We start from the raw sequence: 26,851 nt of genomic DNA on the forward strand, positions 1-26,851 counted from the left end.
GTTCCTGATCATTTATTCGGCTGTTAAAGATTCTTCGGTATCAGGATCAAAAAAATGAGTCTTGCTGACATTAAAGGCGAAATCAGCCTGATCCTGCGCATGATACTGTGTTCGGGCATCGACACGGGCAATAAACTGATGGCTACCAACCTGAGAGTGAAGCATAAATTCTGCACCAGTCAGTTCCGCAATGACAATCTTTGCGTGAATTACACTTTCGGGACTGGACTCGATGACGACCTGCTCATCATGAATGTCCTCAGGACGGATACCCATGATGACGGGCCGGTCAACAAAGTTTTTGCTGCGGAGAACCTTTAGTTTGCCTTCAGGTATTTCCAGGTCGATATCATCACCTTTAAAATGATTCCCTTCAAGTTTTCCATGAAAGAAGTTCATTGGCGGTGAACCGATAAACCCGCCGACAAACAGATTTTTCGGATGATCATAGACATCCTTTGGTGAGCCGACCTGCTGAATGACTCCGTCTTTCATGATGACAATACGCGTGGCCATTGTCATCGCTTCAGTCTGATCGTGAGTGACATAAATCATGGTCGCCTTGAGATTTTGATGCAGTTTGCCGATTTCCGACCGCATCTGGACACGCAGCTTTGCATCCAGATTGGACAGCGGCTCATCCATCAGAAATACCTTTGCATCGCGGACAATTGCGCGTCCGAGTGCCACCCGCTGCCTTTGACCGCCTGACAGCGCTTTCGGTTTTCTGTCGAGATAATCCTTGATCCCTAAAATTTCTGCCGCATGTTCCACCCGTTTCCTGATCTCGGCTTTTGGAAATTTGCGCAGTTTCAGACCAAAGGCCATGTTGTCAAAGACAGTCATATGCGGATAAAGGGCATAGTTCTGAAAAACCATAGCAATGTCGCGGTCTTTCGGGGCAACGTCATTCACCTTTTTGCCATCGATGAAAAGCTCGCCTTTTGAAATCTCTTCCAGTCCTGCAATCATGCGCAAAGTCGTCGATTTGCCGCACCCGGAAGGCCCTACAAAAACAATGAATTCCTTATCGTCGATGTCCAAGTTAAAATCTGTAACAGCGGTTACATTATTATCGTAAATTTTATACATATGTTTTAATGATAATTCTGACATGGATCGTTCACTTCCTTTAATTTGATAATTTCATCATAATGTAACCGCTTTCTTTATTGAACGGCAGAGTGCTTAATCTTTAGTCCTGTTTCTTGTGCATTTTGCTATAATCAAAGTGTGACAGGTATGAGGGAAAATCCTGCAAGATGAAAAATAAAAAATTATCGGGTATACTTAAGCTATTCAAGATGAAGGAAGGAGGGAATCTTGATGGCTGAACAGGAATCAGAGGAATTGAAGGACCGTGTGCTTGAAGCTCTTGAAGATGTGATTGATCCGGAGCTTGGCATAGATATTGTAAATCTGGGTCTGGTTTACGGCGTTGATATAGATGAAGAAAATAATGTTCTGGTTACAATGACGCTAACATTTATGGGCTGTCCGCTGTCCGCCTCTCTGTCCTACGAAGTGAAGCGCGTACTAAGTGAGATTGAAGAGATTCATGAAACCGAAGTCAATTTTGTATGGGATCCGCCGTGGACGAAGGAACGCATGTCCAGATATGCGAGGATCGCTCTCGGGTTATCGGATTGAAGAAGTGTCTCTGCTACAGGGGCACTTCTTTTTGTGATCGATGCTTTGATCGATGCATAGACTGGCAGTAGCACCCAAAAGCCGGGAGGTTCGGTCAAATGAATCGGATCATTGTTTTCGGCGGCCTGTCCGCTTACGGTTTTTCTCTTTCGGAAGCCTTGATGGAAAGGGGCAACACCGTCATAACCTTGAGTTCAGCACTGAATTTAGCTGAAAAAGCGAAAGAGGAGGAGCGTCGTTTATTTCTTGGCAGAAACGCTCTTTTTCAGACGGGTGCTGCATCAGTGTCCTGCGAAGCCTTTTTTCTCGTTGACACATTTCGGGCGAGGGATTCAGAGAAACAGCAGATGAAGAGTAAATTGAGCCGTCTTTCAAATTCTGCGGCATGGGCTTCCGCACGGCTGGCTGTGCTCTTGTCGACGCTTGAGATTTACGGAGCCGGTTCCGGCCGCTTTCCTGAGACTGCAGCCGTTTGTCCCGAAACTGAAGTTGGGAAAATGGCCCTTGAAACGGAACACTGCTTTTCCAGTAAGTGTGTGAAAAGGCCAGGGATTAGGGCAGCTATTTTTCGCACGGACATTTCCCGGTTGAAGGCAAGAAGGGCAAGGGAGGCAGTCCTGATGGCAGAACTGGCTACTGCACCCTTCGAAGGGTTAGAGATTTTCAATTTTTACGCTGATGCGCAGCCCGGGGACAAATGCAATCAAAAATTAAGCCATCTCATGCACGAGAAATTCAGTTGGCTGTAATCCGTTCCTAGGCAGAACAGAAAGTCTGTCATTCATTTAATGAAGAAAAAATCCGGGATGTTTGTCCCGGATGATTTATAGATTTTATTGCCTGATCGCTCAGGTTATGGTCTTTTGAAAAACTTGAGCAGAGGAGACAGCTGCTTGATTGCCGGTGCCGTCTGATTAAGGACTGAGACCAGATGAGTCGCTCCATTCATCATCTTTCCAACATCCATATGTCCATTCTGATCCATAAAAGGTTTCAGAAATGAAGACTGGGGTTTGGGGCCTTGCATACCGCTTGCCTGCTGGGGGCTGTTCTGATAAAATGCTTGTGGCGGAGCAGCGGGCGGCCTTTGCTGGCCAAACATCATATACGTAAAAGGATCATAGATACTGTCTCTCGGATTTTGTCCGGGCTGTGCCATATTTTTCCCCTCCCTCTTGAATGCTTTCATTGTGAATAGGTGTCTGGGATTGATATATTTTATACTATGCACGGGCAAGATGAAAGGTGATGTACATCAGCCCGGAACAGGCGGAGGGTCATGCTCTTTCTATGCATATAAAAGAGATGGCAGGATTCTTAGCTTGTTGGACAAAATTTTTTTGTTGTATTATATTGTTACCAAGTCATTATATATACTGTTATGATCTGAGAGGAGAATTACGGATGTCCGCAGGGATACTGGGAATGGGTAAGTACGTTCCTGAAAAAGTACTAACAAATTTTGATCTTGAGAAAATGATGGACACTTCTGATGAATGGATCCGCACGAGAACAGGAATTGAAGAGAGGCGGATTGCAGATAAAGATACAGACACATCGGATATGGCTTTCGCCGCCGCGAAAAACGCCATTGCGAACGCCGATCTTGACATATCGGATATTGATATGATCATTGTGGCAACGGTGACACCGGATCAACCGTTTCCTTCTGTTGCCTGCATGTTGCAGGACAGGCTGGGGGCCGGCAGAATTCCGGCGATGGACATTAGCGCCGCATGTTCGGGTTTTATCTATGGCGTTGTAACAGCCAAGCAATTTATTGACGCGTCCGCTTATAAAAACATCCTGGTCGTTGGTGTGGAAAAGCTGTCGAAAATTACCAATTGGGAAGAACGTTCAACAGCCGTTCTTTTTGGCGATGGGGCCGCTGCTGCGGTTGTCGGATCTGTCTCGGAAGGCAAAGGTATCCTCTCATTTGAACTCGGTGCCGATGGAAGCGGAGGCAAGAGTTTGTATCAGGAAGATAAGGTCATAAAAATGAACGGCCGTGAAGTCTTTAAATTTGCTGTTCGGCAGATGGGGGAGTCGGCTGTCAATGTCGTGGCGAAAGCCGGTCTTAAGAAAGAAGATATTGATTACCTGATCCCGCATCAGGCCAACATCCGGATTATGGAGGCTTCGAGGGAAAGACTAGACATTCCCGAAGAAAAAATGATTAAAACGATCCAGAAATACGGAAATACATCTTCCTCCTCAATTCCTCTTGCCCTGACCGATGCGCTGGAGGACGGCAAGATAAAAGATGGTGACCTGATTGTCATGGTTGGATTCGGGGGCGGCCTGACTTGGGGCGCGTTGACGCTGCGCTGGGGAAGATGATTTTCTGCCCTCTTCTTAGGGTTAAGTTAGTTCAAAAACTTGTTTTTTTTTATGCTGCTATTCAATTAATACGTTTATAGCTATAGATTTTTAGATAAGGGAGAGAATGGAATGAACAGACGAGTCGTTGTTACCGGTTTAGGTGCAGTAACACCTCTTGGAAATGATGTCGAGACAACATGGAAAAACGCTATTGCCGGCAAATCCGGCATTGATATCGTTACGCGTGTCAATCCCGATGATTTTCGAGCAAAAGTGGCAGGCGAAGTAAAAAGATTCAATCCGGAAGACTTTATCGATCGTAAGGATGTAATCCGGATGGATCGCTTTGCGCAGTTTGCAGTCGCTGCGGCAAAAATGGCAGTTGCAGATGCCGGGTATGTCATTGATGATACGAACGCCGAAAAGACGGGTGTCTGGATTGGCTCCGGAATCGGTGGAATGGAAACTTTTGAAAATGAACTCCGTGTGGCAATCGAAAAAGGATACAGAAGGGTCAGCCCCTTTTTCGTGCCGATGATGATCCCTGACATGGCTTCCGGTCAGGTGTCTATTCTTCTCGGAACAAAGGGTATCAATTCCTGCACGGTCACGGCCTGCGCTACAGGAACGAATTCGATTGGAGATGCTTTTAAAGTAATTCAGCGCGGCGACAATGACGCGGTGATCTGCGGAGGCAGTGAGGCGCCGCTGACAAACATGTCTTTTGCCGGGTTTAGTTCTTCCCGCGCGCTCTCTACCAATCCGGACCCCAAAACCGCGTGTCGGCCGTTTGACAAGAACCGTGACGGGTTTGTTATGGGGGAAGGCGCCGGCGTCGTCTTATTGGAATCACTTGATTCTGCGTTGGAGCGGGGTGCGCACATTTACGCAGAAGTTGTGGGTTACGGCGCGACCAGTGACGCGTTTCACATTACCCGGCCGGATCCTGAAGGTGCCGGTGCTGTACGTTCAATGAAAATGGCTCTGGAAAATGCCGGGCTGTCAGCAAGTCAGGTCGATTATATTAACGCACATGGTACAAGTACGGCCGCTAATGATTCAACAGAAACAAAAGCGGTCAAGGATGTTTTTGGCGATGAAGCGTACCATATGGCAATCAGTTCAACAAAATCAATGACTGGGCATCTGCTTGGTGCGTCCGGTGGCGTGGAAGCTATCTTTACAATTAAAGCAATTGAAGATGGGATTGTTCCGCCGACGATCAACTACGAGACACCAGATGAAGATTGTGATCTCAACTATGTGACAAACGGTGCGATAAAGAAAAACGTGTCAGTCGCAATGAGCAATTCATTCGGATTTGGCGGCCACAATGCAACGTTGGTCTTCAAAAAATTTGAAGGATAAAAACCCAGTTTTGAAAAACAAGGCACCTGAGTTCATCGGGTGTTTTTTTCTGCTTTAATTTAAGCGATCAAAGATTTTTCACGGATAGATTGATTTGCCTGTTCTTATGATCTGCATCAGGTTATCAATTGATAGTTTTGTGCATAGAGATAGTGAAAACGATTAATCTGTAATTCTGAAATGTCAGCTCTGACAGAATAAAATGTTCCAGACATGACCATAATGTTTTCAAATCATTAAAAGAGGAGACGACATATTCATGGAGATCATCAGTGATATCTGGGTCAATTGGTTTGAAGGTGAAGAAAACAGCTATAATGTCTGCGAGTTTTACGAATGGCGAAAGCATGACTTTATCGAGCTTCTTGATCAGGTACCGCTCGTCAAAGTGGAAAAACCGTTTCTTAATTATATTGAGAACAATTTGCAGGACCTGCCTGAGGAAATTCTGAAAGATGTTCGGAACCGAAGCGTAATCTGTAAAAACAATCAGCGGGAAGTCATTGAATATTGTTTCATTGTCACAGATGGAGAGCGCTGTCTGGCGGCTGACACACTTGGCTACTCAGTCCCTATCAGAAAGAGCAGACTCATTCCCCGTCAGGAGAATATGATTCTGGATAAAGCGGACAAAATGGCTGCTGAACGTTATCCGCTTCCTGCTGACGCCAAAGAAAAAGAGTATCATATGCTGTCCCTTAGCCCGGAACTGATGATCGGCCTTACCCGCAAAGAACGGCAGATGAAACAGCTTTTATTTATGGCGCTTGACCAGCTGCATTCTTCGGGCAGTACGGAGGAACTCCGATACTGGCATACCGAATGGTATCCGAGCAGATATAAGGAAAGCAGGGGAATGAGCGCAGAAGAAGCATTCTGCGATCTTGTAGAAGGGATGAAGCAAGGCTGGTCGGTGCGGCACGCTGATATTTGCGAGCGGATGATCAAAGGACAGTCTTATTTCGAAAAACTGTGGGAACTGGAGCACGGTCCGAAGGTTCAGTAAAGTCATGGCAGCTCCGCAAAAAAATGATGCAGCTTTCATCAATGAAAAACAGTCAATGAGCCGGAGCAAATTTTCTGCTCCGGCTCATTTTAAATTGTAGACCATTCTGATTCTGCTTTTCATTCGGGGAAAAAGAATCATACTCTGCTACTACTTTATCTCATGTAACATGATTTACGGCCTGTCACAGACGGTTGCTTCTGCCAATACCAAGGGCTTTTTCCACCTCTGTTAACGTTTTTCTGGCAATGGCGTATGCCTTTTCTGCGCCTTCGTCAAGGACGTCGTCCAGTTCAGAGGACTCAATCAAATTGCTGTAGCGCTCCTGAATGGGTTTTAACACACCGACGACAGCTTCAGCTACATCAGTCTTAAATTCCCCATATCCTTTACCCTGATAGGCTGCGACCAGATCGTCGACTGTCCTTCCGGAACAGAGGGAGAATATGTCCAGTAGATTGGAGACACCCGGTTTATGCTCTCTGTCATAGCGAACCGATGCTTCGTCGTCCGTTATCGCACTTTTGATCTTTTTAATGACATCTTTCTCTGGGTCCAGTGTGAAAATAGTTGCCTTTTTATTTTTGTCAGATTTGCTCATTTTTTTGTTCGGCTCAGCCAAAGACATGATCCGCGCTCCGACCGGGGGAATATAAGGTTGGGGCATCGTAAAGACAGCCCCATATTTATTATTGAACCGCTCGGCAAGGTCGCGAGTCAGCTCAAGATGCTGCTTCTGGTCGGCTCCGACCGGTACAAGCTCTGTCTGGTAGAGCAGAATGTCGGCTGCCATCAGCGGCGGATAGGTCAACAGCCCGGCCGGGATCGCTTTCTTTCCCTGGGATTTATCTTTGTACTGCGTCATTCTTTCGAGTTCACCCATATAACTGACACACTGCATGATCCAGCCCAGCTGCGCGTGGCAGGGGACTTCGGACTGGATGAACAGGATTGAACGCTTGGGATCAATGCCCATTGCCAGATACAATGCTGCAAGATTTCGAATGTTTCGCTGAATTTCAGCGGGATCCTGCGGCAGGGTGATCGCGTGTTCATCAACGATACAATAGATGCATTCATTGCCCTCCTGCAGTTTAACAAAATGATGCATTGCGCCTAAGTAGTTTCCCAAATGAGGAATCGATGTCGGCTGGACACCGGAAAAAATTTTTGCCAAAAAAATCACCTTCCTGGTTTACCTGTATATTTTCTATGCAATGCAATAGATAAAAAAATGTATAAAAAAAGCCCTTCATCCACAAGGGACGAATAGACCGCGGTGCCACCCTAATATTTCCGGAAATAACCGGAGACAGCTCATTCTGATCGTTCACAAAATTGTACGGACAATCAGACCCGCTGTAACGTGCGGTAACGGCTTCCCCTACTGGCTGCACATGTGCACAGCCCTATTCGGTTTGCAGCTCAAAAGCCCATTCAGCAACAGTCGGCCACCCGTTTCCATCCTCACAGGCTCTCTGCAGACTTCCTGATGCTTACTATTCTTTGTCATCGCTTATTAATTAAGTTTAAAAAATACTTTTTTCAATTGCTTAAAATTATACAAAAACAGATCGATAAAAGCAAACATGTCAGAGAAAAATTTTCAGGAACCCAGCAGCTGTTGATTTTAAAAAAAGACCCGGATTTAAAATCTAAGTGCAACACATCAAGATTACACAAATAGGCCATGGAGACCTAAACTTAAAGTGCCAAAACTCTAAAGAAAGGAAATCTCCATGACCCAATCTAAGAATAGCACTGCCCAGCATTACCAACAACTCACACCAGAAGAAAGAGGCGCAATTCAAGCGTATTTGAACGCGGGTAAGTCAAAAGCCGAAATCAGCCGTCTGCTTCATCGCAGTCGTAGTACCATCTCCCGCGAAATCAAGCGGGGCATGGTTCAACAGCGTAATCATGACTACCTCTTTGTCTATCGATACTACGCTGACACCAGCCAGCTCTTTCATGAACGGGCCCGTCAAAAATGCCATTCTAAGGGCTTAGAAGAACGCTGCCGGTTGTTCTTCAGGATGTTCACAAAGGCGCTCAAACGGCGTCCGCGGATTGAAAGTGTGGACAGTTATATCCATGTCTTCAGACAAGCGCATCCAGACCAGCTCTGTCCATCAACGCCGACCGTTTACCGCTACATTGATCAAGGCCGGTTAGACGTGAAGAACATTGATCTGCCGGCCAAACTGAAGCGTCATGTGAAAGCCAATCACCCCAATCATTCACGTAAGAATAAGCGCTTGGCGGGCACCTCAATTGAAGAACGGTCAGACGTCATCAACGACCGGAAACGCTTTGGCGACTGGGAAGGTGATCTGGTTAAAGGCAAGCGCCAGGCCAGTGAACCAGCTCTCATGACGTTAACTGAACGACAGTTGCGTTATGAACTGATTGTGAAGATTCCCAACTACCACGCTGACACCTGTTTGGAGTATCTTCAAAACGTTGTCGACAAGCAGCCTGAGCTCTTTAAGACCATCACCTTTGACAACGGTTCTGAGTTCAAACTCTTAGATCAAGTCAAGGGCCCTCAGATCTACTTTGCCCACCCTTATTCACCCTGGGAACGAGGCAGTAACGAGAACCAGAACGGTCTGATCCGGGAGTACATTCCTAAAGGCCAGTCACTACATGGCTTCTCTAAAGATGCTATTGCTCAGGTTCAAGAGGCACTGAATCAGAAACACCGCAAGTTGCTCGGCTATGCCAGCGCCGCCGAGCTTATTGAGGCCGAGCTAGCTTGCTAGCTCACGGCCTGACTCCATGGTTGTTGCGCTTGATTTGACATTCCGGGTTTTAAAAAAATAATGTCACTATATTCACATTTTCAAAAAAATTCTGCCTGATTGGTGTATAATGGAAAACATGGTGAGTGCTTTTGTAGGCAAGCCTTTTTTCATATCTGGAATTTATCGGGGGGGACATTTGAATGAAGAAAAATAAGTTCAGGTTTCTGGCGGCATTTTCTCTATCATTCGTTTTGATTCTGTCAGCCTGCGGCAGCAGCACAACTTCAAGCGGGAAAGTGACAGGCCAGCTGGCTGCCAAGCAACAGCTGAATCTGACAACCACTGCTGACATTCCTACATTGAACTATACGCAGGCAACGGACACTCAGTCGACCAACACGCTGGAAATGGTCAACAGCGGCCTGACGAGAATGCATGACGGTAAGGTGGAATGGGATCTGGCTGCAGGTGCCCCGCAGATCAGTGCGGACAAAAAAACATATACTTTTACTCTTCGCAAGGGTATTAAATGGTCAGATGGGAAGCCTGTCACAGCACAAGACTTTGTTTTCGGCTGGCATTATGAAAACGATCCGGCTGCAAAACCGGCTTACAATTTTCTTTATGCTTCGGCAGGTATCAAAAATGCGGCCAAAGTACAGGACCCGAAAGATCCGATGTATGGGAAATATGACAATTTAGGCATAAAGGCTATTGGAACTGACAAAGTGGAGATTACATTCGATAAACCAGCGCCGCCATTTTTCCTGAGTCTGCTGTCGACGCCCGGTTTCTTTCCGCAGCGCCAGGACTTTGTAACGAAACAGGGTGCAAACTTTGCCCAGGGACCGGCTAATCTGCTTTACGACGGTCCGTTCATTCTTCAGAGTTGGACTAAGGGCAGCGGCTGGACTTACGCGAAAAACAAGGACTACTGGAATGCATCGAAAATTCATCTGACACAGGTCAATGTTAAAGTAGAAACGGTCGAATCAACGCGTGTCAATCTATACAAGACCGGGGCATCCGATGCCATTGAGAACTTGTCTGGTGACTTTACGAATCAGCTGAAAAAGACAAACCCTAAAGAAGTTTACAGTGGCCTGACATCAACGACACGTTTCCTCTATGTTAATCAGAAAACTAATAAATATTTGCGCAACCTGAATCTGCGGAAGGCGCTGAGTGAGTCCATTGACCGTGAAGCATTCGTCACGACACTGATGAATAACGGCTCTATTGCTTCTCATTTCGCCGTTCCGAAAGATTTTGTAAAAGGACCGGACGGGAAAGATTTCCGATCTGCGGCACCCCAGGGTTATTTAACCGATGAAAGCACAAAACAGGCACAGAATGACTGGGCTAAAGCGAAAAAGGAACTTGATATAAAAACGCTGAATCTTACTTTATTGACCCAAGATGGCGATCAACTGAAAACTTGGGATCAGTACCTCGCTTCTCAGATTGAAAGCAAGCTTAAGGGTGTGCACATTCAAATTAACCAGCAGCCGTTTGCAAATTTCCTGACACTTCAAACAGGATTTAAATTCGATCTGTCCTATGCTGGCTGGGCTCCCGACTATCAGGATCCGATGACTTACTTGGATATGTTTACAACCAACCAGCCGGAAAATTCATCCGCCTGGTCCAACAAAACTTACGATAAGCTGATCGCTAGCGCCGAGAGTGAGGCCAACGAAACGACCAGATGGAAAGACATGCAAAGTGCTGAGAAAATTCTGATTCAGGATGTAGGGATTATTCCACTGGATCAGGACGGACAGGTTTGGGTGCAGAAGCCCTATGTTCAGGGTCTCCAGTATCCGATTTACGGGCCTACAGTTGACCTCACGGGCGCTTACATTTTAAAACATTAAAAAATTGAGACAACCAAAAATAAAAAGAGTCGGGAAACCGGCTCTTTTTATACGTAAGTAAGCTATTTTCAACATATAATTTCAGAGGAATAAAGACAAGAGCAGAGAAAGAATAAAAAGAATCAGACTGACAAACAGCAGCGGCCAAGTAACAGGCCAACGCGAACCATCCCTGATTTTATATTCTGCCATAGGCGCTTCAGCGTCTACATCCCCGAGCTGTTTTTTTCGTACAGAACGGGCGAATCTGCGGAAGCTATATACAATCCCATCAAAAAAACCACCCTGAATAACGAATATAATTAGGCCTGCAGTCAGAAAAATCAGGCTGACGAGTCCAAGCGAATCCGTAAGACTAAACAGGGAAAACTGGTGATTCCTGAACAGCATCGCGGCGAATGATGATAACAGTTCCACCGCAAAAACTATGATGAAGGTGATAGATCTTTTTTTCTCGAATAGTTTTTTCATCATGAAACACCTCTCAAACATCATAACGGAGAACACGAAGGAGGGCAACAAAATGAATGGTAGACTATGTTATATAATATGACATTTGTTATAAAAAAATAATTTAAAAAAACAGCGTAGTATCAATAAATTTCAACATAAAATTAATAGAAAATATTGTTTTTACAAAAAAAAGAATGCAAATAAAAGAAATAACTTGTATAATAGCGTTTGTAGGTTGATTCTGTCTTCTAAAACGTGAGCAGAACGATCTAAAAAAAAGATAATTTACCATGGGGAGGTCATTGTTTTATGAGGAGTAGAGCAAAATGGTCGCTGGTGCTATCATTAGCCTTAGCGCTCAGCCTCGTGTTATCCGCTTGCGGCAGCTCAAGCAGCAGCAGTTCAAGTGCAAGCAGCAATACGCTTGCCAAGAGTCAAGTGCTCAATCTGGCGTCAACGGCAGATATTCCTACACTTGATCCAAATCTTGCGACCGACACGACATCGACAAACGTTATTGAGATGACAGAAGCCGGCTTGACAAGGATGCACGATAACAAATATCAATGGGATCTTGCAGCAGGCGCCCCAAAAGTCAGCGCCGACAAGAAGACAGTTACATTTACGCTTCGCAATGCTAAATGGTCCGATGGCAAGCCGATCACAGCCCAAGATTTTGTTTATGGCTGGCAGCGTCAGAACGATCCGGCTGCTAAACCGGCTTATAACTTCTTATTTACAGCAGTCGGAATTAAAAATGCTTCAAAAATTGAAGATCCAACGAACAAACAGTTCTATGGCAAGTACAATCTGCTTGGTGTTAAAGCTCTGAATTCGAAGACACTTCAGATACAGCTGGAAGAGCCGATACCTCCGTTCTTCTACAGCATTCTCTCTCAGCCTCAGTTTATGCCTCTGCGCGCTGACTTCGTCAAGAAACAGGGAAGCAACTTCGCAATGGGCCCTTCGAATGTGCTTTACAGTGGACCGTTCATTCTTTCTTCCTGGAAGAAGGGCTCTAACTGGACATATAAGAAGAATCCGGACTATTGGAATGCAAAGGCAACAAAGCTGACGCAAGTTAATGTCCAATATCAGGCGAACCTTTCAACACGTGTCAATCTGTACAAAACAGGTAAAATTGATGCTGTTTCATTAACTGGCGACTTTGTTAATAACTTGAAAGCAACCAATCCGAAAGAAATTCACAGTAACCTAACATCTGGAACATTCTTTCTCTATATCAACCAGAAAACAAACAAATATCTCAAAAATCTGGATCTGCGCAAAGCGATTAATGCTTCGATTGACCGCAACAGCTTTGTAAAGGTTCTGTTCAACGACGGTTCTGTTGCTTCTAATTATGTTGTTCCTAAGGGCTTTACTAAGGGTCCGGATGGCAATGACTTCCGCGGTGACGCTCCTGTGAACGGCTATCCTGCAGGCAACGCCTCAGACGCAAAAGCATTGTGGAACAAAGCTAAGAAAGAACTGGGAATCACAAAGCTGAATCTCAGCTTCCTGAGTTCCAACGGTGATCAGTATAAGCAGTGGGATGAGTACCTTGCTAACCAGATCCAAACGAATCTGCCGGGTGTAACGGTTACGATTAACCAGCAGCCGTGGGCAAACTATTTGACGCTGAATCAGGAATTCAAATTTGATCTCGCATTCAGCGGCTGGTTCCCGGATTATCAGGATCCAATGACTTACCTGGATATGTGGACAACGGGCAATGCCCAGAACACAACCGGCTGGTCTAACAAGAAATTCGATTCTCTGATTGCAAACGCTAAGGCTGAAACGGGCGATCCTGCAAAACGCTGGGCCGACATGGTTTCCGCTGAAAAAACGATGATGGCTGACTATCCGATCGTTCCTATTTATCAGGAAGGTCAGACTTGGGCTCAGAAGCCGACTGTCAAAGGTCTTTCACAGCCTTCTTATGGCCCACAAGTTGACTTTTCTCAGGCATACATTACCACAAAATAATGAAGTATTTTGAATGGGTCTGTTGGTAACTCATGGAGGGAGAGTATGTGTCGGTAGATGGCATATGCTCTCCCTTCCATATTTTATGAATATTAAAATTGTTCATTTGCTGCTATTGTTAAATTGATGATGATGTAAGAGAAAATAGATGAAAATTTTACACAGGAGGTTATTTCCCAGTGGGACGGTACATTCTTAAACGGATCTGGTATATGATTATTACCCTTTACGTCGTCATCACACTGACTTTCTTGGCAATGAAGCTTCTGCCTGGTACGCCGTTCAAGTTTGCAAACAGATTGACACCGACAGAGCTTAATACATTAAAACATTACTATGGACTCGATCAGCCGATCGCTGTTCAGTATGTTAGATATATGTGGAATCTTCTGCATGGTAACATGGGCGGTTCATTCCAGTTTGGCAATGAATCGGTAGCATCCTTGTTATTCGCTAAATTTCCAGTATCCCTTGATCTTGGAATGGAAGCGATCATCATCGGCGCCATTCTCGGCATTCTGCTTGGCATAGTATCCGGCCTGCGCAGAGGTACTGCGCTTGACTGGGGCACGATGATTTTTGCAACGTTGGGTATCTCAATTCCTTCATTTATTTTCGCGGGCATCCTGCAGTATTGCCTCGGTGTGATGGTGCAACTATTTCCGGTGGCCGGATGGGGCGGCCCGTCTTACCATGTTTTGCCGGTTACCTCCCTGGCCGTCGGCGTTCTCGCGGAAGTTGCCATTTTTATGAGGACGGAAATGGTTGAAGTGATTAACCAGGATTATATCGTGACTGCTGAGGCAAAGGGTTTGACAAGAAGCGCGGTGGTTTTTAAGCACGCGGTACGGAATGCACTCATTCCAGTGGTTACGATTCTCGGCCCTCTGACCGCGGCGATTATTACCGGTTCCCTTGTCATTGAAAGTATTTTTGGCATACCCGGAATTGGTTCTCAGTTTGTAGATTCCATTGTGACCAATGATTATCCGATGATTATGGGTACAACGGAACTTTATTCGGCACTATTTATTGTGACCATTCTGATTGTCGATATTCTGTATGGCATTATTGATCCGAGAATTCGTGTGTCAGGAGGTCATTCATAATGGCAGCAGCCAGCGAAGAAATTACAAGAGAAATGTTTGAACCGGTTGGTGCGAACCAGAGCGTCAGCGAACATATATCCGGCAAAGTCGTCAGTACATGGAAAGATGCTTTCAGACGGTTTATGAAAAATAAAGGCGCGGTTATTTCGGTGATTATCATTGCATTGATCATTGTCATGGCGCTAGTCGGTCCGCATATCAATAAAATTGGAACGACGAATCAAAATTTGATTTGGTCGAACCTTCCGCCAAAGGTCAGCGCATTGTCCTGGCTGCCGATGTTCAGCGGCAAGGAAAACGGTATAGACATCTATCAGCAGCGTGGTGTGAAGCAGAATTTCTTGTTCGGGACAGATCAGCTCGGCCGCGATTTGTGGAACAGGACATGGGCGGGCACTCAAATTTCATTGTTTATCGCTCTTGTCGCCGCGTTAGTCGATGTGTTTATTGGAGTCGTTTATGGAGGCATATCGGGTTATTTTGGCGGTACCGTTGATAATATTCTGCAGCGTATTATTGAAGTCATTTCCGGCATTCCTAACCTTGTCTGGATCATCTTGTTGATTCTCGTTTTGCAGCCGGGACTCTTAACGATTATTATTGCCATATTAGCGACAAACTGGGTTGCAATGGCGCGAATCGTTCGCGGAGAAATGATGAAACTTAAGAATCAGGAATTTGTGCTGGCATCAAGGACCTTAGGCGCAGGGGATGGAAGGATCATCTTTCGCCACCTTGTTCCGAATTCTTTAGGGATGATCATCGTTAATACGATGTTCTCAATCCCGAATGCGATATTCTTTGAAGCGTTTCTCAGTTTTATCGGTCTTGGTATTCGTGATCCACAGGCCTCACTCGGTTCTCTTGTAAGCAATGGGTTTTCCGTGCTTCAGATTCATCCTTATCAGACGATTTATCCGGGAATCGTTATTTCCCTGCTTTTAATTTGCTTTAATATTGCCGGCAACGGGCTGCGCGATGCATTTGACCCGAAATTACGCCGCTGATTGTGAGGGACAGTTATGGACAAGTTATTGGAAATTCAAAATTTGCATATTCAATTTGACATTTTTGGAGCCCATGTCCAGGCCGTTCGCGGTGTGGATCTGGAGTTAAATGTCGGAGAGACTTTAGCTATAGTTGGAGAATCCGGTTCCGGCAAATCCGTTACATCGAAAGCGATTATGGGACTGAACCCAAGCCCTCCAGGTAAAGTAACTGCTGGGAAAATACTTCTTGAAGGTCATGATCTCGTTCAGTACTCGCAGAAACAACTGCAAAGGGTCAGAGGCAAAGATATATCGATGATTTTCCAGGACCCGATGACTGCATTAAATCCGACAATGAAAATTGGAAAGCAAATCATGGAAGGTCTTATCAAGCATCAGAATATGAGCAAGAGTGATGCAAAGAAACGAGCGATCGAATTACTTTCACTGGTAGGCATTCCGAATCCGGACAAGCGGGTGGATGAATACCCGCATCAGTTTTCCGGCGGCATGAGGCAGCGTGTGGTTATTGCGATTGCGCTTGCCTGCAATCCTAAAATATTAATCGCTGATGAGCCGACGACTGCACTTGACGTTACGATTCAGGCACAGATTCTCGATCTCATGAGGGATATTCAGGAGAAGACGGGCACTGCAATCATACTGATTACTCATGATCTGGGTGTTGTTGCTAATCTTGCCCAAAGAGTGGCAGTTATGTATGGCGGCAAAATCATTGAAACAGGGTCGATCGACGAAATTTTTTATCAACCCAAACACCCGTATACTTGGGGGCTTCTTTCGTCAATGCCTAAGCTTCATGCGAAGACGGACAAGCTTCTTGCAATTCCGGGAACTCCACCCGATCTGAGCGATCCGCCGAAGGGCTGTCCTTTTGCACCGAGATGCCCTTATGCAATGAAAGTGTGCCTGGATCATATGCCGGCCTATACAAAGGTGTCGGAAACTCAAAAGACGGCCTGCTGGCTGCTTGATCAACGGGCACCGAAAGTGGATCCCCCAAAAACAATCGGCGTGGGAGGAAAATGATTCATGGCTGATAATAAAGAAAAATTGCTTGAGGTCAAAAACCTTAAGAAATATTTTAAAGTTTCAAGAACGGATGTTTTGAAAGCTGTTGACGGTGTTTCCTTTGACATATATAAGGGTGAGACGCTCGGACTCGTTGGCGAATCCGGCTGTGGAAAGTCTACAACCGGCCGTACGATTATCCGGCTATATGAACCGACAAGCGGACAAGTTGTTTTTGGTGGAAAAGAAATCGGTGGGAAACTGTCCAGAAAATCGCGGAAAGATTTGACTCACAAGATGCAGATGATTTTTCAAGACCCTTACGCTTCTCTTAATCCGAGAATGATGGTCAAAGATATCATCTCTGAAGGGCTGAATATTCACCACATCGTGACACCTGGAAAAAGCCATCTGGAACGCGTTTATGAATTGCTGGAAACGGTCGGATTGAATAAAGAGCATGCAAACCGCTATCCGCATGAATTCAGTGGCGGCCAGCGGCAAAGAATCGGCATTGCGAGGGCATTGGCGGTTGATCCCGACTTTATCATTGCAGATGAACCGATCTCTGCTCTTGATGTTTCCATTCAGGCTCAGGTTGTCAACCTGCTTCAAGAATTGCAGGAAAAGCAGGGACTCACCTATCTATTTATTGCACACGATCTTTCAATGGTGAAACACATCAGTGACCGTGTCGGAGTGATGTATCTAGGCAACATGGCTGAGCTTGCACCAAGTGATGAACTTTATGATCATCCGCTGCACCCGTATACCCAGGCACTTCTCTCCGCGATACCGGTCGCAGATCCTGAGATGGAGCGGAGCAGAGAAAGAATTATACTTCAGGGTGAAGTGCCAAGCCCGATTAACCCACCGAGCGGCTGCCGTTTCAGGACGCGCTGTCCTTTTGCAATGGACATTTGCGCGAAGGCCCGGCCTAAATGGCATGAAATTGAGGAAGGGCATTGGGTTGCCTGCCATCTTCATGATGAGAGTAAATCTTCAGAAAATGTTAAATGAAACAGTGTAATCTAAAAACACCGGATGTTTTATATGCCCGGTGTTTTTTCATGAATCATAAAAGTCTCTAAAATCTGTCGGATTTACCTTTTGTACTTACTTAAGAGATTCAGAAGATAAAACAAGATGGCCAATGCCACGAGTAAATCGATGAACCAGGTACTGAAAAAGTGTAAAAAATAATGCAGAATAATTCCGGCGGCCATGATTAGTGTTGCAGCAGTTGCTGCTGTCCGCATTAATAATTCACCCCGCTTTCTGTAAAGATGCATATTATTCCCGGCCATGCATAAGCTATTTGTAGAGGATGATGATTGACCTCAATGGACAGGCAGGCAAAGGGCAGAATCCAGGCCTTCGGCTGAGTGTCGAATCGATTCCAAATTTCGCTACAAATAGCCAAAAAACGACACTTATTGAGAAAATGCCTCTGTTTTTGAGAGTGATAATTGCTTAACTGTCCTTGACAAGTATAACAAATCGGGTTGACAATAAATAGAGAAAGATAAATAATAAAGTTGACTGGTTTGTCAGTGAGCGGGCTAACTATAATCAAAGGAGGCGATAACCAGTGAAACCGAAGGAAGTAAGGCGCAGGCGCAAAAGTTCTATCCGGAGATGGCTTAAAGAAACACTGGGTCAGTTGCAGCCAAAATCTCAGGACGCCCCGTCAGCAAATTTGAAGTTGCCAGCGTAAAGTAAAGATACAGGTTCTGCCAAATCATTTGATGAGGATGGATCACAAGAGGAACTTCTCTATTCGGAGGAGTTCTCTTTTCATACCGTTAAAAAAGTATCAAAATTATTTTTATTAGCATAAATCGCTGAACATGATTAAAGCTTTTAATTAAAAAAATCTTCACTGTCCTGCAGGCAACGTCGAAGCCGGTATAATTTGGCAGTCACAATTTTTGTCAGTGCCCGAAGGGTTATCCATCGGCAATTTTTTTATCGGAAGGAGAGGCGGCAATATTCATCGACCAATTGTGAAATTTTTTTTACAAAAAAAAGGTATGAAAATTAGAAGGATTATTATATAATAAAGACAGTTTCAATAGATGCGAAACTTTTATTAACTAAGGGAGGGTGAAGAATGGTCACATTATATACATCTCCAAGCTGTACATCATGCAGGAAGGCAAAAGCATGGCTTAAAGCCCATGATATACCTTTCAAAGAAAGAAACATTTTTTCAGAACCGCTGTCCATCGAAGAAATCAAGGAAATTCTTCGAATGACTGAAGACGGTACCGATGAAATTATTTCAACTCGATCGAAAGCGTTTCAAGAATTGAATATAAAACTAGACACCATGTCTATTCAGGATCTTTTTGAGCTTATCAGGGATAATCCCGGGTTGTTGCGCCGACCGATCATGCTTGATGATAAGCGCCTTCAGGTAGGATATAACGATGACGAGATCCGTCGCTTCCTGCCAAGGAAAGTCAGGACTTTTCAGCTTCAGGAAGCTCAGCGTTTGGTAAACTGACAAGAGTTGTAAATAAAGAATTGAAAGCGCCCAGCATATGGACGCTTTTTTTCATGTCCGAACTGATCGGATTGAAACGGCACAGTTTAAGATATTTTCCCCTCAGGACTTTCGAAACATCCGGTCCGAGGAGAAAAAATTGAAAATCCAGCTAAAAACAATAACTGTAACAATAAGCAGCGGTGGAAAAAGGTGTGCCAGATGGGTGTTAACTGAAAACAACCGTTGAAGTCCAGGTTCGCCCATAATCATTTCAGAAGCGGTATAAAGGAGTACTGCCCCGCCGCCATAGATGAGAAATGGCATGCGCTCCATGGCTATAAGAATTAGTTTGCTGCCCCACACGATGATTGGTACAGAAACAACCAGTCCTACAGCGATATAGCCAATATGCCCTTTGGATGCTCCGGCAACTGCCAGCATATTGTCCAGCCCCATCACGACATCGGCAAAGACGATGGTCCGGACAGCGGCAAACAGGGACGCTCCGGCTTTGACTTTATATCGTTCTTCTCTGTTTGTAATGAGACGAATAGCAATAATAACGAGAAAAATTCCTCCCGCAAGCAGAAGAAAAGGGATGTTAAGAAGAGAAACAACCATAGCTGTCAGGAAAATCCGGACAATCACGGCGAGTCCAGTCCCAATAAAAATCGCTCTGTTACGTTGTCTCTCCGGCAATCTCCGGCATGCCATCGCAATCACTACGGCGTTGTCTCCACCAAGAATAATGTCGATGAAAATGATTTTTAGAATAAAAAGCAGAACGCCGAAGTCAAAGGACATACGTTAAAACCCCTTTCTGTCCATCCACTTCAACTTATGCGGACTTGTCCTGAAACATTCCGCACTATATTTCCGGCTGATCGACGGGGCAGGCATATTCTACAGATTCGTACAATAGGATGAAAGCAGCAGATACATTAATCGGGCATCAGCGGAATATTTCAAATGCCGGGTGTTTTCTATTTCATTCGTAAATAATTTATCATACAATAAAAGTACAAATTAACAAGTTGTCTCATTGATAAATGGTCACTCCCCACGCTCATGGACAAAGAAGGGAGAGATAGCGATGAAAATAGAAAGAATAAATGAATATACATTGAAATTTTACATTAGCTATTTGGATATCGAGGATCGCGGGTTTGACCGTGAAGAGATTTGGTACAATCGTGACCGGAGCGAAGAACTTTTTTGGCAGATGATGGATGAGGCGCACAGCCAGGAATCTTTTTCTCTTGAAGGGCCGCTGTGGATTCAGGTCCAGGCGCTTGAGAAGGGAATGGAGATTGTCGTAACGAGAGCGCAAGTTTCAAAAGACGGAAATAATCTTCAGCTGCCGATAGCCTCAAATAAGCATCTGGACATACCGGTTTCAAAGAATTCCGGAAGAAACGATGAAGAAGAGACGCAGCTGGATGAAGGGGACAATGAGCAGGAAGATACAGATGAAAAATCAGAAGCTGAAGAGAATGACACAAGTGATAAACCGCGGGAACTGACTTTTATCATTGAGTTTGACGATTTTGAAAATCTGATTTCTTTGTGCCATGCTGTGACACTTCATGATAAGCTGAGTACTTCTCTGTATGCTTATCGCAATAAGTATTACCTGATCGTTTATTTTTCAGATGATCTTCCGGAAGATGTTGAGGAAGATGATTTAAGCAAAATTTTGGAATTTGGTATGGACACTGCGTTAACGGAATTTGTGCTTCAGGAATACGGCAAGAAATTAATGGATGGGAATGCGCTCCAAACTTTGAAAAAGCATTTTCCATTAATATCTTGATCACATCTGTTCTGCATTATCCGGACATGAAATGTTCAAAACTCTTTACAAATTCGGCAGGAAGGATTACATTTTCTGCCGAATTTTTTTTGCGTATAGGTTTTTATTTGAGGACATTAAGGCGGTGGATGAATGCTTGTCGCTGAATTAAATGACGGGCGAAGGATTTCGCTCGTCTCATCGCAATATTCTCGGAATGAATTGGGCAAACTTCGGGAAAGGGAAAAGTTTTACTGTCCTGTCTGCCGTTCACCTGTCTTGCTGAAAATCGGTGAGAAAAAGAGATGGCATTTTTCACATCATCCGCTGTATCATTGCCTGGTCGATGCAGAAACGGAAACAGAAGCGCATCTGGCCGGTAAAGAAACACTGTTTCGGTGGGCAAAGATGAACGGCTTGTCTGCTGAACTGGAACATTATCTTCCGGAGATCCACCAGAGGCCGGATCTGTTGCTCCGAGGCATACAGCCCGTGGCACTTGAATTCCAGTGTAGCTCCATATCTGAAAGTGCCGTGGAAAAACGCACATATGGTTATCTGCACTCAGGCGTTTTTCCGGTATGGATCCTAGGAGGTCATCGTCTGAAAAGGGCAGGCCCCTTTCTCAAGCTCTCAGGATTTGAACCACTCACCATACGCTATTCAAATAACTGCCCCACGATTTTCCATCCTTATGCTTCCTCATATTTTGTCAGCTACTATCATCCGATCGAGGAAAAGTTTTCACTTGTCGGGAACCTCCACCCTGTCTCAAAAACATTATTTATTGCCGGGGAAATGAATTTAGCGATTGCTCGAACGAGGCCTTATCAACTCAGCTCTCCTGCTTTTTTTTACAGGCATGACTCGTTCAAACAGACGTGGCTGCACGCCAAAAAGAAGAAACGCTTAAATTCGCCGTTTCGAACAAGCAGTGAGGAGTACTGGGTACGCGTACAGGTTTATCATTTGAAAAAAAATTTCTCGTTTTTTCCTTCGTATGTTGGCCTGCCGAACGAAAACTTTATTCATTTTGAAGTTTCTCCGTTTCTGTGGCAAATGTGGATTTGTTTAGTGTTAAATACCGCTTCTAGGGATTCATGGTTTTCGCCGGAACGGTTTATTTCTGAGGCTGTGGAAAGGGGAGGAGAAATGATATTTGCCAGGCGTCAGTTACCGCTCTGTCCACAACGAACGTCAGGCAGCATTATTGCCATCTATCTGAACCAACTTGTAAACCTGGGCTTTGTTGAAAGGTCGAGGGAGTTTTACAGATTAAAGAAAAATGATCGGGGTGATGTTTCGATGCGGTTGCTTCTGGCTGAAGATCTGAGGCTATTGAATCAGCTTGAACGATTGGACAATCCTAATCCTGCAACGTAATGATGGCCCATGTTTCTTGGCAGCTGACGAAGGTAGATTAATGTTAGAATTTTATCGGAACTCATTCGTCGGATATCAGAACTCACATGTCAAAATCAGAGCTTTACCCGTCCTCCTCAAGAATGAAATGGTAATTTTTGCGCAAAATTTGAAAAAGAAGTACGATAGAATAGATTTATGATCAACCAGAGTATATGGAGGTGTCGTCATGATAGATAATAACACAGCTGCACTCCCGAAAAGGGAGGAAGTACCCATTGAGGAAAAATGGGATCTTGAAGCCATTTACCCCGATAACAAAGCCTGGGAGGCAGCTTTTCAAAAAGTTAAGGACCTGATTGCGGAAGTTGAGGCATTTCGGGGCAAACTCGGAGAATCTTCCGATAAGCTATTTAAGTTGCTGAGAAAACAGGATGAATTAACTGAAATTTTGTATAAAGTGTATGTGTTTGCACATATGAAGTCGGACGAGGATACAGCTAATGCAACCTATCAGGCGCTTAATGACCGTGCCGGCAGCCTGGCAACTTTGACGGGAAGCAAGCTGGCATTCATTGTGCCGGAAATTCTCGCCATTGAACCGGCAAGGCTGGACCTTTTTCTTGAGGAGAATGAAGATCTTCAACGATACAGGCATGCTCTTGACGAAATCACGCGCACGCGTCCGCATGTCCTGGACGCAGAAAAGGAAGCGCTTCTGGCTGCGGCAGGTGATGTTACCGATGCATCATCGACGACCTTTGGCATGCTGAATAATGCCGATTTAAAATTTCCAAAGATCAAGGACGAAAATGGCGATGAAGTTGAAATCACACACGGCCGTTACGGGAGATTCATGGAAAGTGAAAATCGCCGGGTAAGGAAAGATACATTCGAGGGTATCTATGCAACTTATGGTGCATTTAAAAATACCCTGGCTTCGACACTTAGCGGGCAAATCAAGCGTGATAATTTTTATGCGCAGGCCAGACGTTATAAAACGGCGCGCGAAGCCGCATTGTTCAGCAACAATATCCCGGAAACGGTCTATGATAATCTGATTGCAACTATTCACAAGAATCTTCCGCTGATGTACCGCTATGTCGCTTTGAGGAAAAAGGCGCTGAAGGTTGATGAACTGCATATGTATGACCTTTATGCACCTCTTGTCCCGAATGCAAAAATTAAAGTCACATACGATGAAGCCAAAGAGATGGTTCTGAAGGGTCTGGCTCCGCTTGGAGAAGATTATCTGGATGTGATCAGGGACGGTTTTAACAAACGCTGGATCGACGTCCGGGAAACGCAGAACAAGCGAAGCGGGGGATACTCTGGCGGCAGTTACGGAACGATGCCCTATATTCTGCTGAACTGGCAGGATAATATTAACAGTGCGTTCACACTGGCTCATGAACTGGGACATTCAATGCACAGTTATTACTCGCGTACGAATCAGCCTTACCCATACTCGGACTATTCAATTTTTGTGGCAGAAGTTGCTTCGACCTGCAATGAAGCATTGCTTAATCATTATCTTCTGAAGAGCACAGATGATAAAAAGAAGAAACTTTATCTGTTGAATAACCAGTTGGAAGGATTCAAGGCTACCGTATTCCGGCAGACGATGTTTGCGGAGTTCGAACATATCATACATGAAAAAGCGCGCGATGGAGAAGCGTTAACCGCGGAACTTCTCACTAATATATATTATGATCTCAATAAAACTTATTTTGGTCCTGATATTACTGTGGATAAGCAGATCGGGTTGGAATGGGCAAGAATACCCCACTTCTATTACGACTATTATGTCTATCAATATGCGACCGGATACAGCGCTGCTTCGGCGTTGTCCGGACAAATTCTTGGGGAAGGGGCACCGGCCGTAGAACGGTACAAGAATTATCTGAAATCAGGAAGCTCAGATTATCCGATAGAGGTACTTAAGAAAGCCGGCGTCGATATGGCGGATCCAAAGTCCATTCAGCAGGCAATGGATGTTTTTGAAAAAGTGCTTGATGAAACGGAAGGGCTCATGTTTGATTAACAGGTTAAAAAGGGGAGGCTACCTCCAGGTCGAAATCGACCGAGAGGCAGCCTCCTCTTTTAATTTCTCTGGCGCCAGGTGAGCAGCCTGATCAACAGAAAAACAGTCAGGAAAAAAAGCCCACCCGAAATCAGCAGGGACTCAAGATGGAGCAGTCCCAAAAGGTAATGGTAAAAAAGAAAAACGGATGCGATGACAGTCAGCAATACAAAAATAAGCTTCACATATCTCACCCTTAGCTTTGAAGGATATTGCCTGCATTCCAACTTCAATGGAAGGAACTCAATTTGCATTCTGGACATAAACTATGCTCATTTTGATGCAATATACCTCCAAAATTCTCCGCTTCTAAGCTCAATTGGCTCGATAATCTGTTTAAGCTGCAGCTTGCGCAATTCTTTCAGCGCTTCATCTTCTGACCATTCGTACACAACGGATACTTCCTTGGTTGTCAGATAAATCTGCTTGCTGAAATAATCGGCAAGAGCCGGAAGAGGGTCAGGTTGAGGTACCTTGCCAAGCAATTCCGTCAGAATCTGGACATAGATTCCGTAATCATACTGTCCGCTTACTTTTATCGCCTCATCGTCATTACACGGTGTAGAAAAAACAAGGGATGGCAATTCAGTGATCGACATTTCATTGGCCAGACGGCGGTCACACTGAAGCGCCTTGACGGAACGACAGGAATGAAAATCATTATAAAATTCATTAATATCCAGTTGCGCAAGCCGTGCTACTTCCTGAAGTTCTTCGAAGCTGTTCAGGCCTTTTTTTCTTAAAAAAATCTGTTCACGGATTCTGCGCAGAAACCGGTTCCCTGATGTTTTTCCTTGAAAATCCGCCGCTTTGATCGCCAGCGCAACAGCGTAAGGAGATGGAGGATTTTCATACCAGACATCGCTGTCGCAGCACATGCCGGTCAACCGGGCATACTTATTCCATTCTTCCGCAATTTTCTTTGCCTGATTAAACTGACAGCGGTTCGTTGTATCATGCTTGGTTGTCAGCAGAAATCTGAAAGTGAAATAATCATGATATTCGATAAATAATTTTTTCATCAATGGCTCAAGCCCCCAGCACTCCGGGCACAGAGGATCAATGAATGCTAAAATTTCGACACGCGGAGAATGGTGCTCCGAGCGATTGGCTATCGAACAAGTCGTGTTTCCGGGGGCCCCTTCACAATAGGAAAACTTATCGTGAAGTGTCATAGGAAATCACCTCTCGACCTTTATTTAACTTCAATTGTTTTAATCTGCCCATTATTGAACGACTAAACCTGCCTTTTTTTGTCATAAACCTCAAAAAATTTGTTTCGCGGACAGGGCCCGTGAACGACATTCTGAAGAACTTTTTGATTCCTTCAAGCTTCTATCTTCAAGCTTCCTATATTGTAACAAGGTTATGTAGCTGAGGGCAACTAATCAATACTAAGGAGCGGCTCAAAACGGCTATTGCTGCATATCAAATCATTCAAACTATGAAAAAACTGTAAAAGGGGTTTGAAATCGTCAATAAGAGTGCTATAATTTGTTGCCCGAAGTAATGAATTCAAATGATTTGAATTGGGGATATAAAGATGGAAAAGGGAAGCATGTTTTGATGCATACACTATCTGTAAAAGAATTAGTAAAAAAACTGGCAATTTCATTGTGCGCGGCTTTTTTGTGTGCTATGAGTATGAATCTTTTTCTAATACCGGCACATGTCTATGCGGCGGGGATTAACGGCGCGGCACAACTGTTGTCCAACGTTCTGCATGACTGGCTTAATTTTAACATTCCGATCGGTCTGCTTGTTCTTCTTTTGAATTTGCCGATTGTCTGGCTCGGATGGTTTAAAGTGGGAAAGGGTTTTACTTTCTTCAGCTTTGTGACTGTTTTCTTGACATCACTGTTTCTGTCCGTGCTCCCTGTTTACCCTCTTTCCTCAGATATTATTTTAAATTCAATTTTTGGTGGGCTGATCTCTGCCGTCGGTGTCGGCATTGCCCTGAAGTATGGTATTTCAACGGGCGGACTGGATATCATTGCAATCTATCTGACAAGGCGGAACAGAAATGCTTCATCGGGAAAATATTTTCTGATTCTGAACGGCATTATTATTATTCTCGCCGGGGCGATCTACGAGTGGCAGTTTGCGCTTTATACGCTGATTTCAAGATTTGTCAACAGTTACGTGATTGATATGATCCATACCAAATATCAAAAGCTGACGGTCATAACGATTACAAAAGAAAAGGACAAAATGATTGCCGCTATTCAGGATGAGTTCGACCGCGGCATGACAATCATTCCGTCATACGGCGGTTTCACCGGGACCAAACGGTACTCAATTATGATGGTCATCAGCCATTATGAACTGTATCAAATGGAGCAACTGATTAAGCGCGTCGATCCTAATGCTTTTACTGATATTTTGGAAACCAACAAAATCATTGGACTTTATCATACAGAGGAACAGCAGAAAGAGATCCAGAAAATGAAGCATGGGGAGTCCATGAAGAACCAGCACCTTACGCTGAGTAAAGAAGATTTTGACCATTTCCAGCAGCTTTTTAAAGCCCAGGCCGAAAAAAAAGTTACCGACCACTCCCCATTTCCAAATGAATAAA

The 26,851-nt window shown here is 44.6% G+C and carries 24 protein-coding genes and 1 other annotated feature; of the genes, 17 read left to right on the forward strand and 7 right to left on the reverse strand.

Annotation, left to right across the window (positions count from 1 at the left end; all coding sequences use genetic code 11):
- Positions 1-12: 12 nt before the first annotated feature.
- Positions 13-1,116, reverse strand: coding sequence for an ABC transporter ATP-binding protein (locus tag COP04_RS07890; RefSeq protein ID WP_100487465.1), 1,104 nt, complete (start codon positions 1,114-1,116; stop codon positions 13-15).
- Positions 1,117-1,326: 210 nt separating this feature from the next.
- On the opposite strand from COP04_RS07890, the gene COP04_RS07895 reads away from it, so the two are divergent.
- On the forward strand, positions 1,327-1,650 hold the full coding sequence (locus COP04_RS07895; RefSeq protein ID WP_100487466.1) for a metal-sulfur cluster assembly factor: 324 nt from the start codon (positions 1,327-1,329) through the stop codon (positions 1,648-1,650).
- Positions 1,651-1,748: 98 nt separating this feature from the next.
- On the forward strand, positions 1,749-2,399 hold the full coding sequence (locus COP04_RS07900) for a hypothetical protein (protein WP_100487467.1): 651 nt from the start codon (positions 1,749-1,751) through the stop codon (positions 2,397-2,399).
- Positions 2,400-2,503: 104 nt separating this feature from the next.
- Here the strand turns inward: COP04_RS07900 and COP04_RS07905 are convergent, their stop codons facing one another.
- The gene (locus COP04_RS07905; protein ID WP_100487468.1) at positions 2,504-2,809 is read right to left on the reverse strand and encodes a YppG family protein; all 306 of its coding nucleotides are present in this window, start codon (positions 2,807-2,809) and stop codon (positions 2,504-2,506) included.
- Positions 2,810-3,054: 245 nt separating this feature from the next.
- Here COP04_RS07905 and COP04_RS07910 point away from each other — a divergent pair, with 245 nt between their 5' ends.
- The 3 genes from COP04_RS07910 (at position 3,055) to COP04_RS07920 (ending at position 6,346) form a co-directional block, all read left to right on the forward strand.
- Positions 3,055-3,990, forward strand: coding sequence for a beta-ketoacyl-ACP synthase III (locus tag COP04_RS07910; protein WP_100487469.1), 936 nt, complete (start codon positions 3,055-3,057; stop codon positions 3,988-3,990).
- A gap of 111 nt (positions 3,991-4,101) precedes the next feature.
- Positions 4,102-5,340, forward strand: coding sequence for a beta-ketoacyl-ACP synthase II (gene fabF, locus COP04_RS07915; RefSeq protein WP_100487470.1), 1,239 nt, complete (start codon positions 4,102-4,104; stop codon positions 5,338-5,340).
- Between the two features lie 259 nt (positions 5,341-5,599).
- Positions 5,600-6,346, forward strand: coding sequence for a DUF3603 family protein (locus tag COP04_RS07920; protein WP_100487471.1), 747 nt, complete (start codon positions 5,600-5,602; stop codon positions 6,344-6,346).
- 184 nt (positions 6,347-6,530) lie between these two features.
- On the opposite strand, the gene trpS is transcribed toward COP04_RS07920, so the two are convergent.
- Complete coding sequence (trpS, locus tag COP04_RS07925) at positions 6,531-7,523, reverse strand: tryptophan--tRNA ligase (RefSeq protein ID WP_100487472.1); 993 nt, start codon at positions 7,521-7,523, stop codon at positions 6,531-6,533.
- A gap of 81 nt (positions 7,524-7,604) precedes the next feature.
- Positions 7,605-7,868: a binding site (T-box leader), on the reverse strand.
- 217 nt (positions 7,869-8,085) lie between these two features.
- Between trpS and COP04_RS07930 the strand changes: the two genes are divergently transcribed.
- Both COP04_RS07930 and COP04_RS07935 read left to right on the forward strand, forming a co-directional pair.
- Complete coding sequence (locus COP04_RS07930) at positions 8,086-9,111, forward strand: IS30 family transposase (RefSeq protein ID WP_100487473.1); 1,026 nt, start codon at positions 8,086-8,088, stop codon at positions 9,109-9,111.
- Positions 9,112-9,293: 182 nt separating this feature from the next.
- Positions 9,294-10,970, forward strand: a complete 1,677-nt coding sequence (locus COP04_RS07935; RefSeq protein WP_100487474.1) for a peptide ABC transporter substrate-binding protein — start codon at positions 9,294-9,296, stop codon at positions 10,968-10,970.
- A gap of 81 nt (positions 10,971-11,051) precedes the next feature.
- On the opposite strand, the gene COP04_RS07940 is transcribed toward COP04_RS07935, so the two are convergent.
- The gene (locus tag COP04_RS07940; RefSeq protein ID WP_100489595.1) at positions 11,052-11,441 is read right to left on the reverse strand and encodes a DUF3899 domain-containing protein; all 390 of its coding nucleotides are present in this window, start codon (positions 11,439-11,441) and stop codon (positions 11,052-11,054) included.
- A 291-nt stretch (positions 11,442-11,732) separates the two neighbouring features.
- On the opposite strand from COP04_RS07940, the gene COP04_RS07945 reads away from it, so the two are divergent.
- From COP04_RS07945 to spxA, 6 genes are all read left to right on the forward strand, one after another.
- A complete protein-coding gene (locus COP04_RS07945) occupies positions 11,733-13,415 on the forward strand; it encodes a peptide ABC transporter substrate-binding protein (RefSeq protein ID WP_100487475.1) in 1,683 nt (560 codons plus the stop codon).
- Between the two features lie 179 nt (positions 13,416-13,594).
- A complete protein-coding gene (locus COP04_RS07950; RefSeq protein ID WP_100487476.1) occupies positions 13,595-14,524 on the forward strand; it encodes an ABC transporter permease in 930 nt (309 codons plus the stop codon).
- Entirely contained in the window at positions 14,524-15,531 is a 1,008-nt protein-coding gene (opp3C, locus tag COP04_RS07955; RefSeq protein ID WP_100487477.1) for an oligopeptide ABC transporter permease, read from the forward strand. The genes COP04_RS07950 and opp3C overlap by 1 nt, the downstream gene beginning before the upstream one ends.
- A 15-nt stretch (positions 15,532-15,546) precedes the next feature.
- The gene (locus COP04_RS07960; protein ID WP_100487478.1) at positions 15,547-16,563 is read left to right on the forward strand and encodes an ABC transporter ATP-binding protein; all 1,017 of its coding nucleotides are present in this window, start codon (positions 15,547-15,549) and stop codon (positions 16,561-16,563) included.
- Between the two features lie 3 nt (positions 16,564-16,566).
- A complete protein-coding gene (locus tag COP04_RS07965; protein ID WP_100487479.1) occupies positions 16,567-17,565 on the forward strand; it encodes an ABC transporter ATP-binding protein in 999 nt (332 codons plus the stop codon).
- 1,093 nt (positions 17,566-18,658) lie between these two features.
- Complete coding sequence (gene spxA, locus COP04_RS07970) at positions 18,659-19,054, forward strand: transcriptional regulator SpxA (protein WP_100487480.1); 396 nt, start codon at positions 18,659-18,661, stop codon at positions 19,052-19,054.
- A 102-nt stretch (positions 19,055-19,156) separates the two neighbouring features.
- Here the strand turns inward: spxA and COP04_RS07975 are convergent, their stop codons facing one another.
- Positions 19,157-19,840 (reverse strand): TerC family protein, encoded by a 684-nt coding sequence (locus COP04_RS07975; protein ID WP_100487481.1) that lies wholly within the window; start codon positions 19,838-19,840, stop codon positions 19,157-19,159.
- Between the two features lie 289 nt (positions 19,841-20,129).
- On the opposite strand from COP04_RS07975, the gene mecA reads away from it, so the two are divergent.
- From mecA to pepF, 3 genes are all read left to right on the forward strand, one after another.
- Positions 20,130-20,849: an adaptor protein MecA gene (mecA, locus tag COP04_RS07980; protein WP_100487482.1), complete on the forward strand. Its 720-nt coding sequence runs from the start codon at positions 20,130-20,132 to the stop codon at positions 20,847-20,849.
- A gap of 132 nt (positions 20,850-20,981) precedes the next feature.
- Positions 20,982-22,211, forward strand: a complete 1,230-nt coding sequence (locus COP04_RS07985) for a competence protein CoiA (protein ID WP_100487483.1) — start codon at positions 20,982-20,984, stop codon at positions 22,209-22,211.
- A gap of 208 nt (positions 22,212-22,419) precedes the next feature.
- Complete coding sequence (gene pepF, locus COP04_RS07990; protein ID WP_100487484.1) at positions 22,420-24,234, forward strand: oligoendopeptidase F; 1,815 nt, start codon at positions 22,420-22,422, stop codon at positions 24,232-24,234.
- Between the two features lie 59 nt (positions 24,235-24,293).
- Here pepF and COP04_RS07995 read toward each other — a convergent pair whose 3' ends face one another.
- The gene (locus tag COP04_RS07995; protein ID WP_157800231.1) at positions 24,294-24,458 is read right to left on the reverse strand and encodes a hypothetical protein; all 165 of its coding nucleotides are present in this window, start codon (positions 24,456-24,458) and stop codon (positions 24,294-24,296) included.
- Between the two features lie 87 nt (positions 24,459-24,545).
- Positions 24,546-25,448 (reverse strand): DsbA family protein, encoded by a 903-nt coding sequence (locus tag COP04_RS08000; RefSeq protein WP_100487486.1) that lies wholly within the window; start codon positions 25,446-25,448, stop codon positions 24,546-24,548.
- A 388-nt stretch (positions 25,449-25,836) separates the two neighbouring features.
- Between COP04_RS08000 and COP04_RS08005 the strand changes: the two genes are divergently transcribed.
- Complete coding sequence (locus tag COP04_RS08005) at positions 25,837-26,850, forward strand: YitT family protein (RefSeq protein WP_420852783.1); 1,014 nt, start codon at positions 25,837-25,839, stop codon at positions 26,848-26,850.
- Position 26,851 lies beyond the last annotated feature (1 nt).

Source organism: Sporolactobacillus pectinivorans (assembly GCF_002802965.1).
GTDB lineage: Bacteria > Bacillota > Bacilli > Bacillales > Sporolactobacillaceae > Sporolactobacillus > Sporolactobacillus pectinivorans.

Excerpts from the sequence above, each read along its gene's own strand:
- COP04_RS07890 (WP_100487465.1), bottom strand. The coding sequence starts at position 1,116 with ATGTCAGAATTATCATTAAAACATATGTATAAAATTTACGATAATAAT.
- COP04_RS07895 (WP_100487466.1), top strand. The coding sequence starts at position 1,327 with ATGGCTGAACAGGAATCAGAGGAATTGAAGGACCGTGTGCTTGAAGCT.
- COP04_RS07900 (WP_100487467.1), top strand. The coding sequence starts at position 1,749 with ATGAATCGGATCATTGTTTTCGGCGGCCTGTCCGCTTACGGTTTTTCT.
- COP04_RS07905 (WP_100487468.1), bottom strand. The coding sequence starts at position 2,809 with ATGGCACAGCCCGGACAAAATCCGAGAGACAGTATCTATGATCCTTTT.
- COP04_RS07910 (WP_100487469.1), top strand. The coding sequence starts at position 3,055 with ATGTCCGCAGGGATACTGGGAATGGGTAAGTACGTTCCTGAAAAAGTA.
- fabF (WP_100487470.1), top strand. The coding sequence starts at position 4,102 with ATGAACAGACGAGTCGTTGTTACCGGTTTAGGTGCAGTAACACCTCTT.
- COP04_RS07920 (WP_100487471.1), top strand. The coding sequence starts at position 5,600 with ATGGAGATCATCAGTGATATCTGGGTCAATTGGTTTGAAGGTGAAGAA.
- COP04_RS07930 (WP_100487473.1), top strand. The coding sequence starts at position 8,086 with ATGACCCAATCTAAGAATAGCACTGCCCAGCATTACCAACAACTCACA.
- COP04_RS07935 (WP_100487474.1), top strand. The coding sequence starts at position 9,294 with ATGAAGAAAAATAAGTTCAGGTTTCTGGCGGCATTTTCTCTATCATTC.
- COP04_RS07940 (WP_100489595.1), bottom strand. The coding sequence starts at position 11,441 with ATGAAAAAACTATTCGAGAAAAAAAGATCTATCACCTTCATCATAGTT.
- COP04_RS07945 (WP_100487475.1), top strand. The coding sequence starts at position 11,733 with ATGAGGAGTAGAGCAAAATGGTCGCTGGTGCTATCATTAGCCTTAGCG.
- opp3C (WP_100487477.1), top strand. The coding sequence starts at position 14,524 with ATGGCAGCAGCCAGCGAAGAAATTACAAGAGAAATGTTTGAACCGGTT.
- COP04_RS07960 (WP_100487478.1), top strand. The coding sequence starts at position 15,547 with ATGGACAAGTTATTGGAAATTCAAAATTTGCATATTCAATTTGACATT.
- COP04_RS07965 (WP_100487479.1), top strand. The coding sequence starts at position 16,567 with ATGGCTGATAATAAAGAAAAATTGCTTGAGGTCAAAAACCTTAAGAAA.
- spxA (WP_100487480.1), top strand. The coding sequence starts at position 18,659 with ATGGTCACATTATATACATCTCCAAGCTGTACATCATGCAGGAAGGCA.
- COP04_RS07975 (WP_100487481.1), bottom strand. The coding sequence starts at position 19,840 with ATGTCCTTTGACTTCGGCGTTCTGCTTTTTATTCTAAAAATCATTTTC.
- mecA (WP_100487482.1), top strand. The coding sequence starts at position 20,130 with ATGAAAATAGAAAGAATAAATGAATATACATTGAAATTTTACATTAGC.
- COP04_RS07985 (WP_100487483.1), top strand. The coding sequence starts at position 20,982 with ATGCTTGTCGCTGAATTAAATGACGGGCGAAGGATTTCGCTCGTCTCA.
- pepF (WP_100487484.1), top strand. The coding sequence starts at position 22,420 with ATGATAGATAATAACACAGCTGCACTCCCGAAAAGGGAGGAAGTACCC.
- COP04_RS08000 (WP_100487486.1), bottom strand. The coding sequence starts at position 25,448 with ATGACACTTCACGATAAGTTTTCCTATTGTGAAGGGGCCCCCGGAAAC.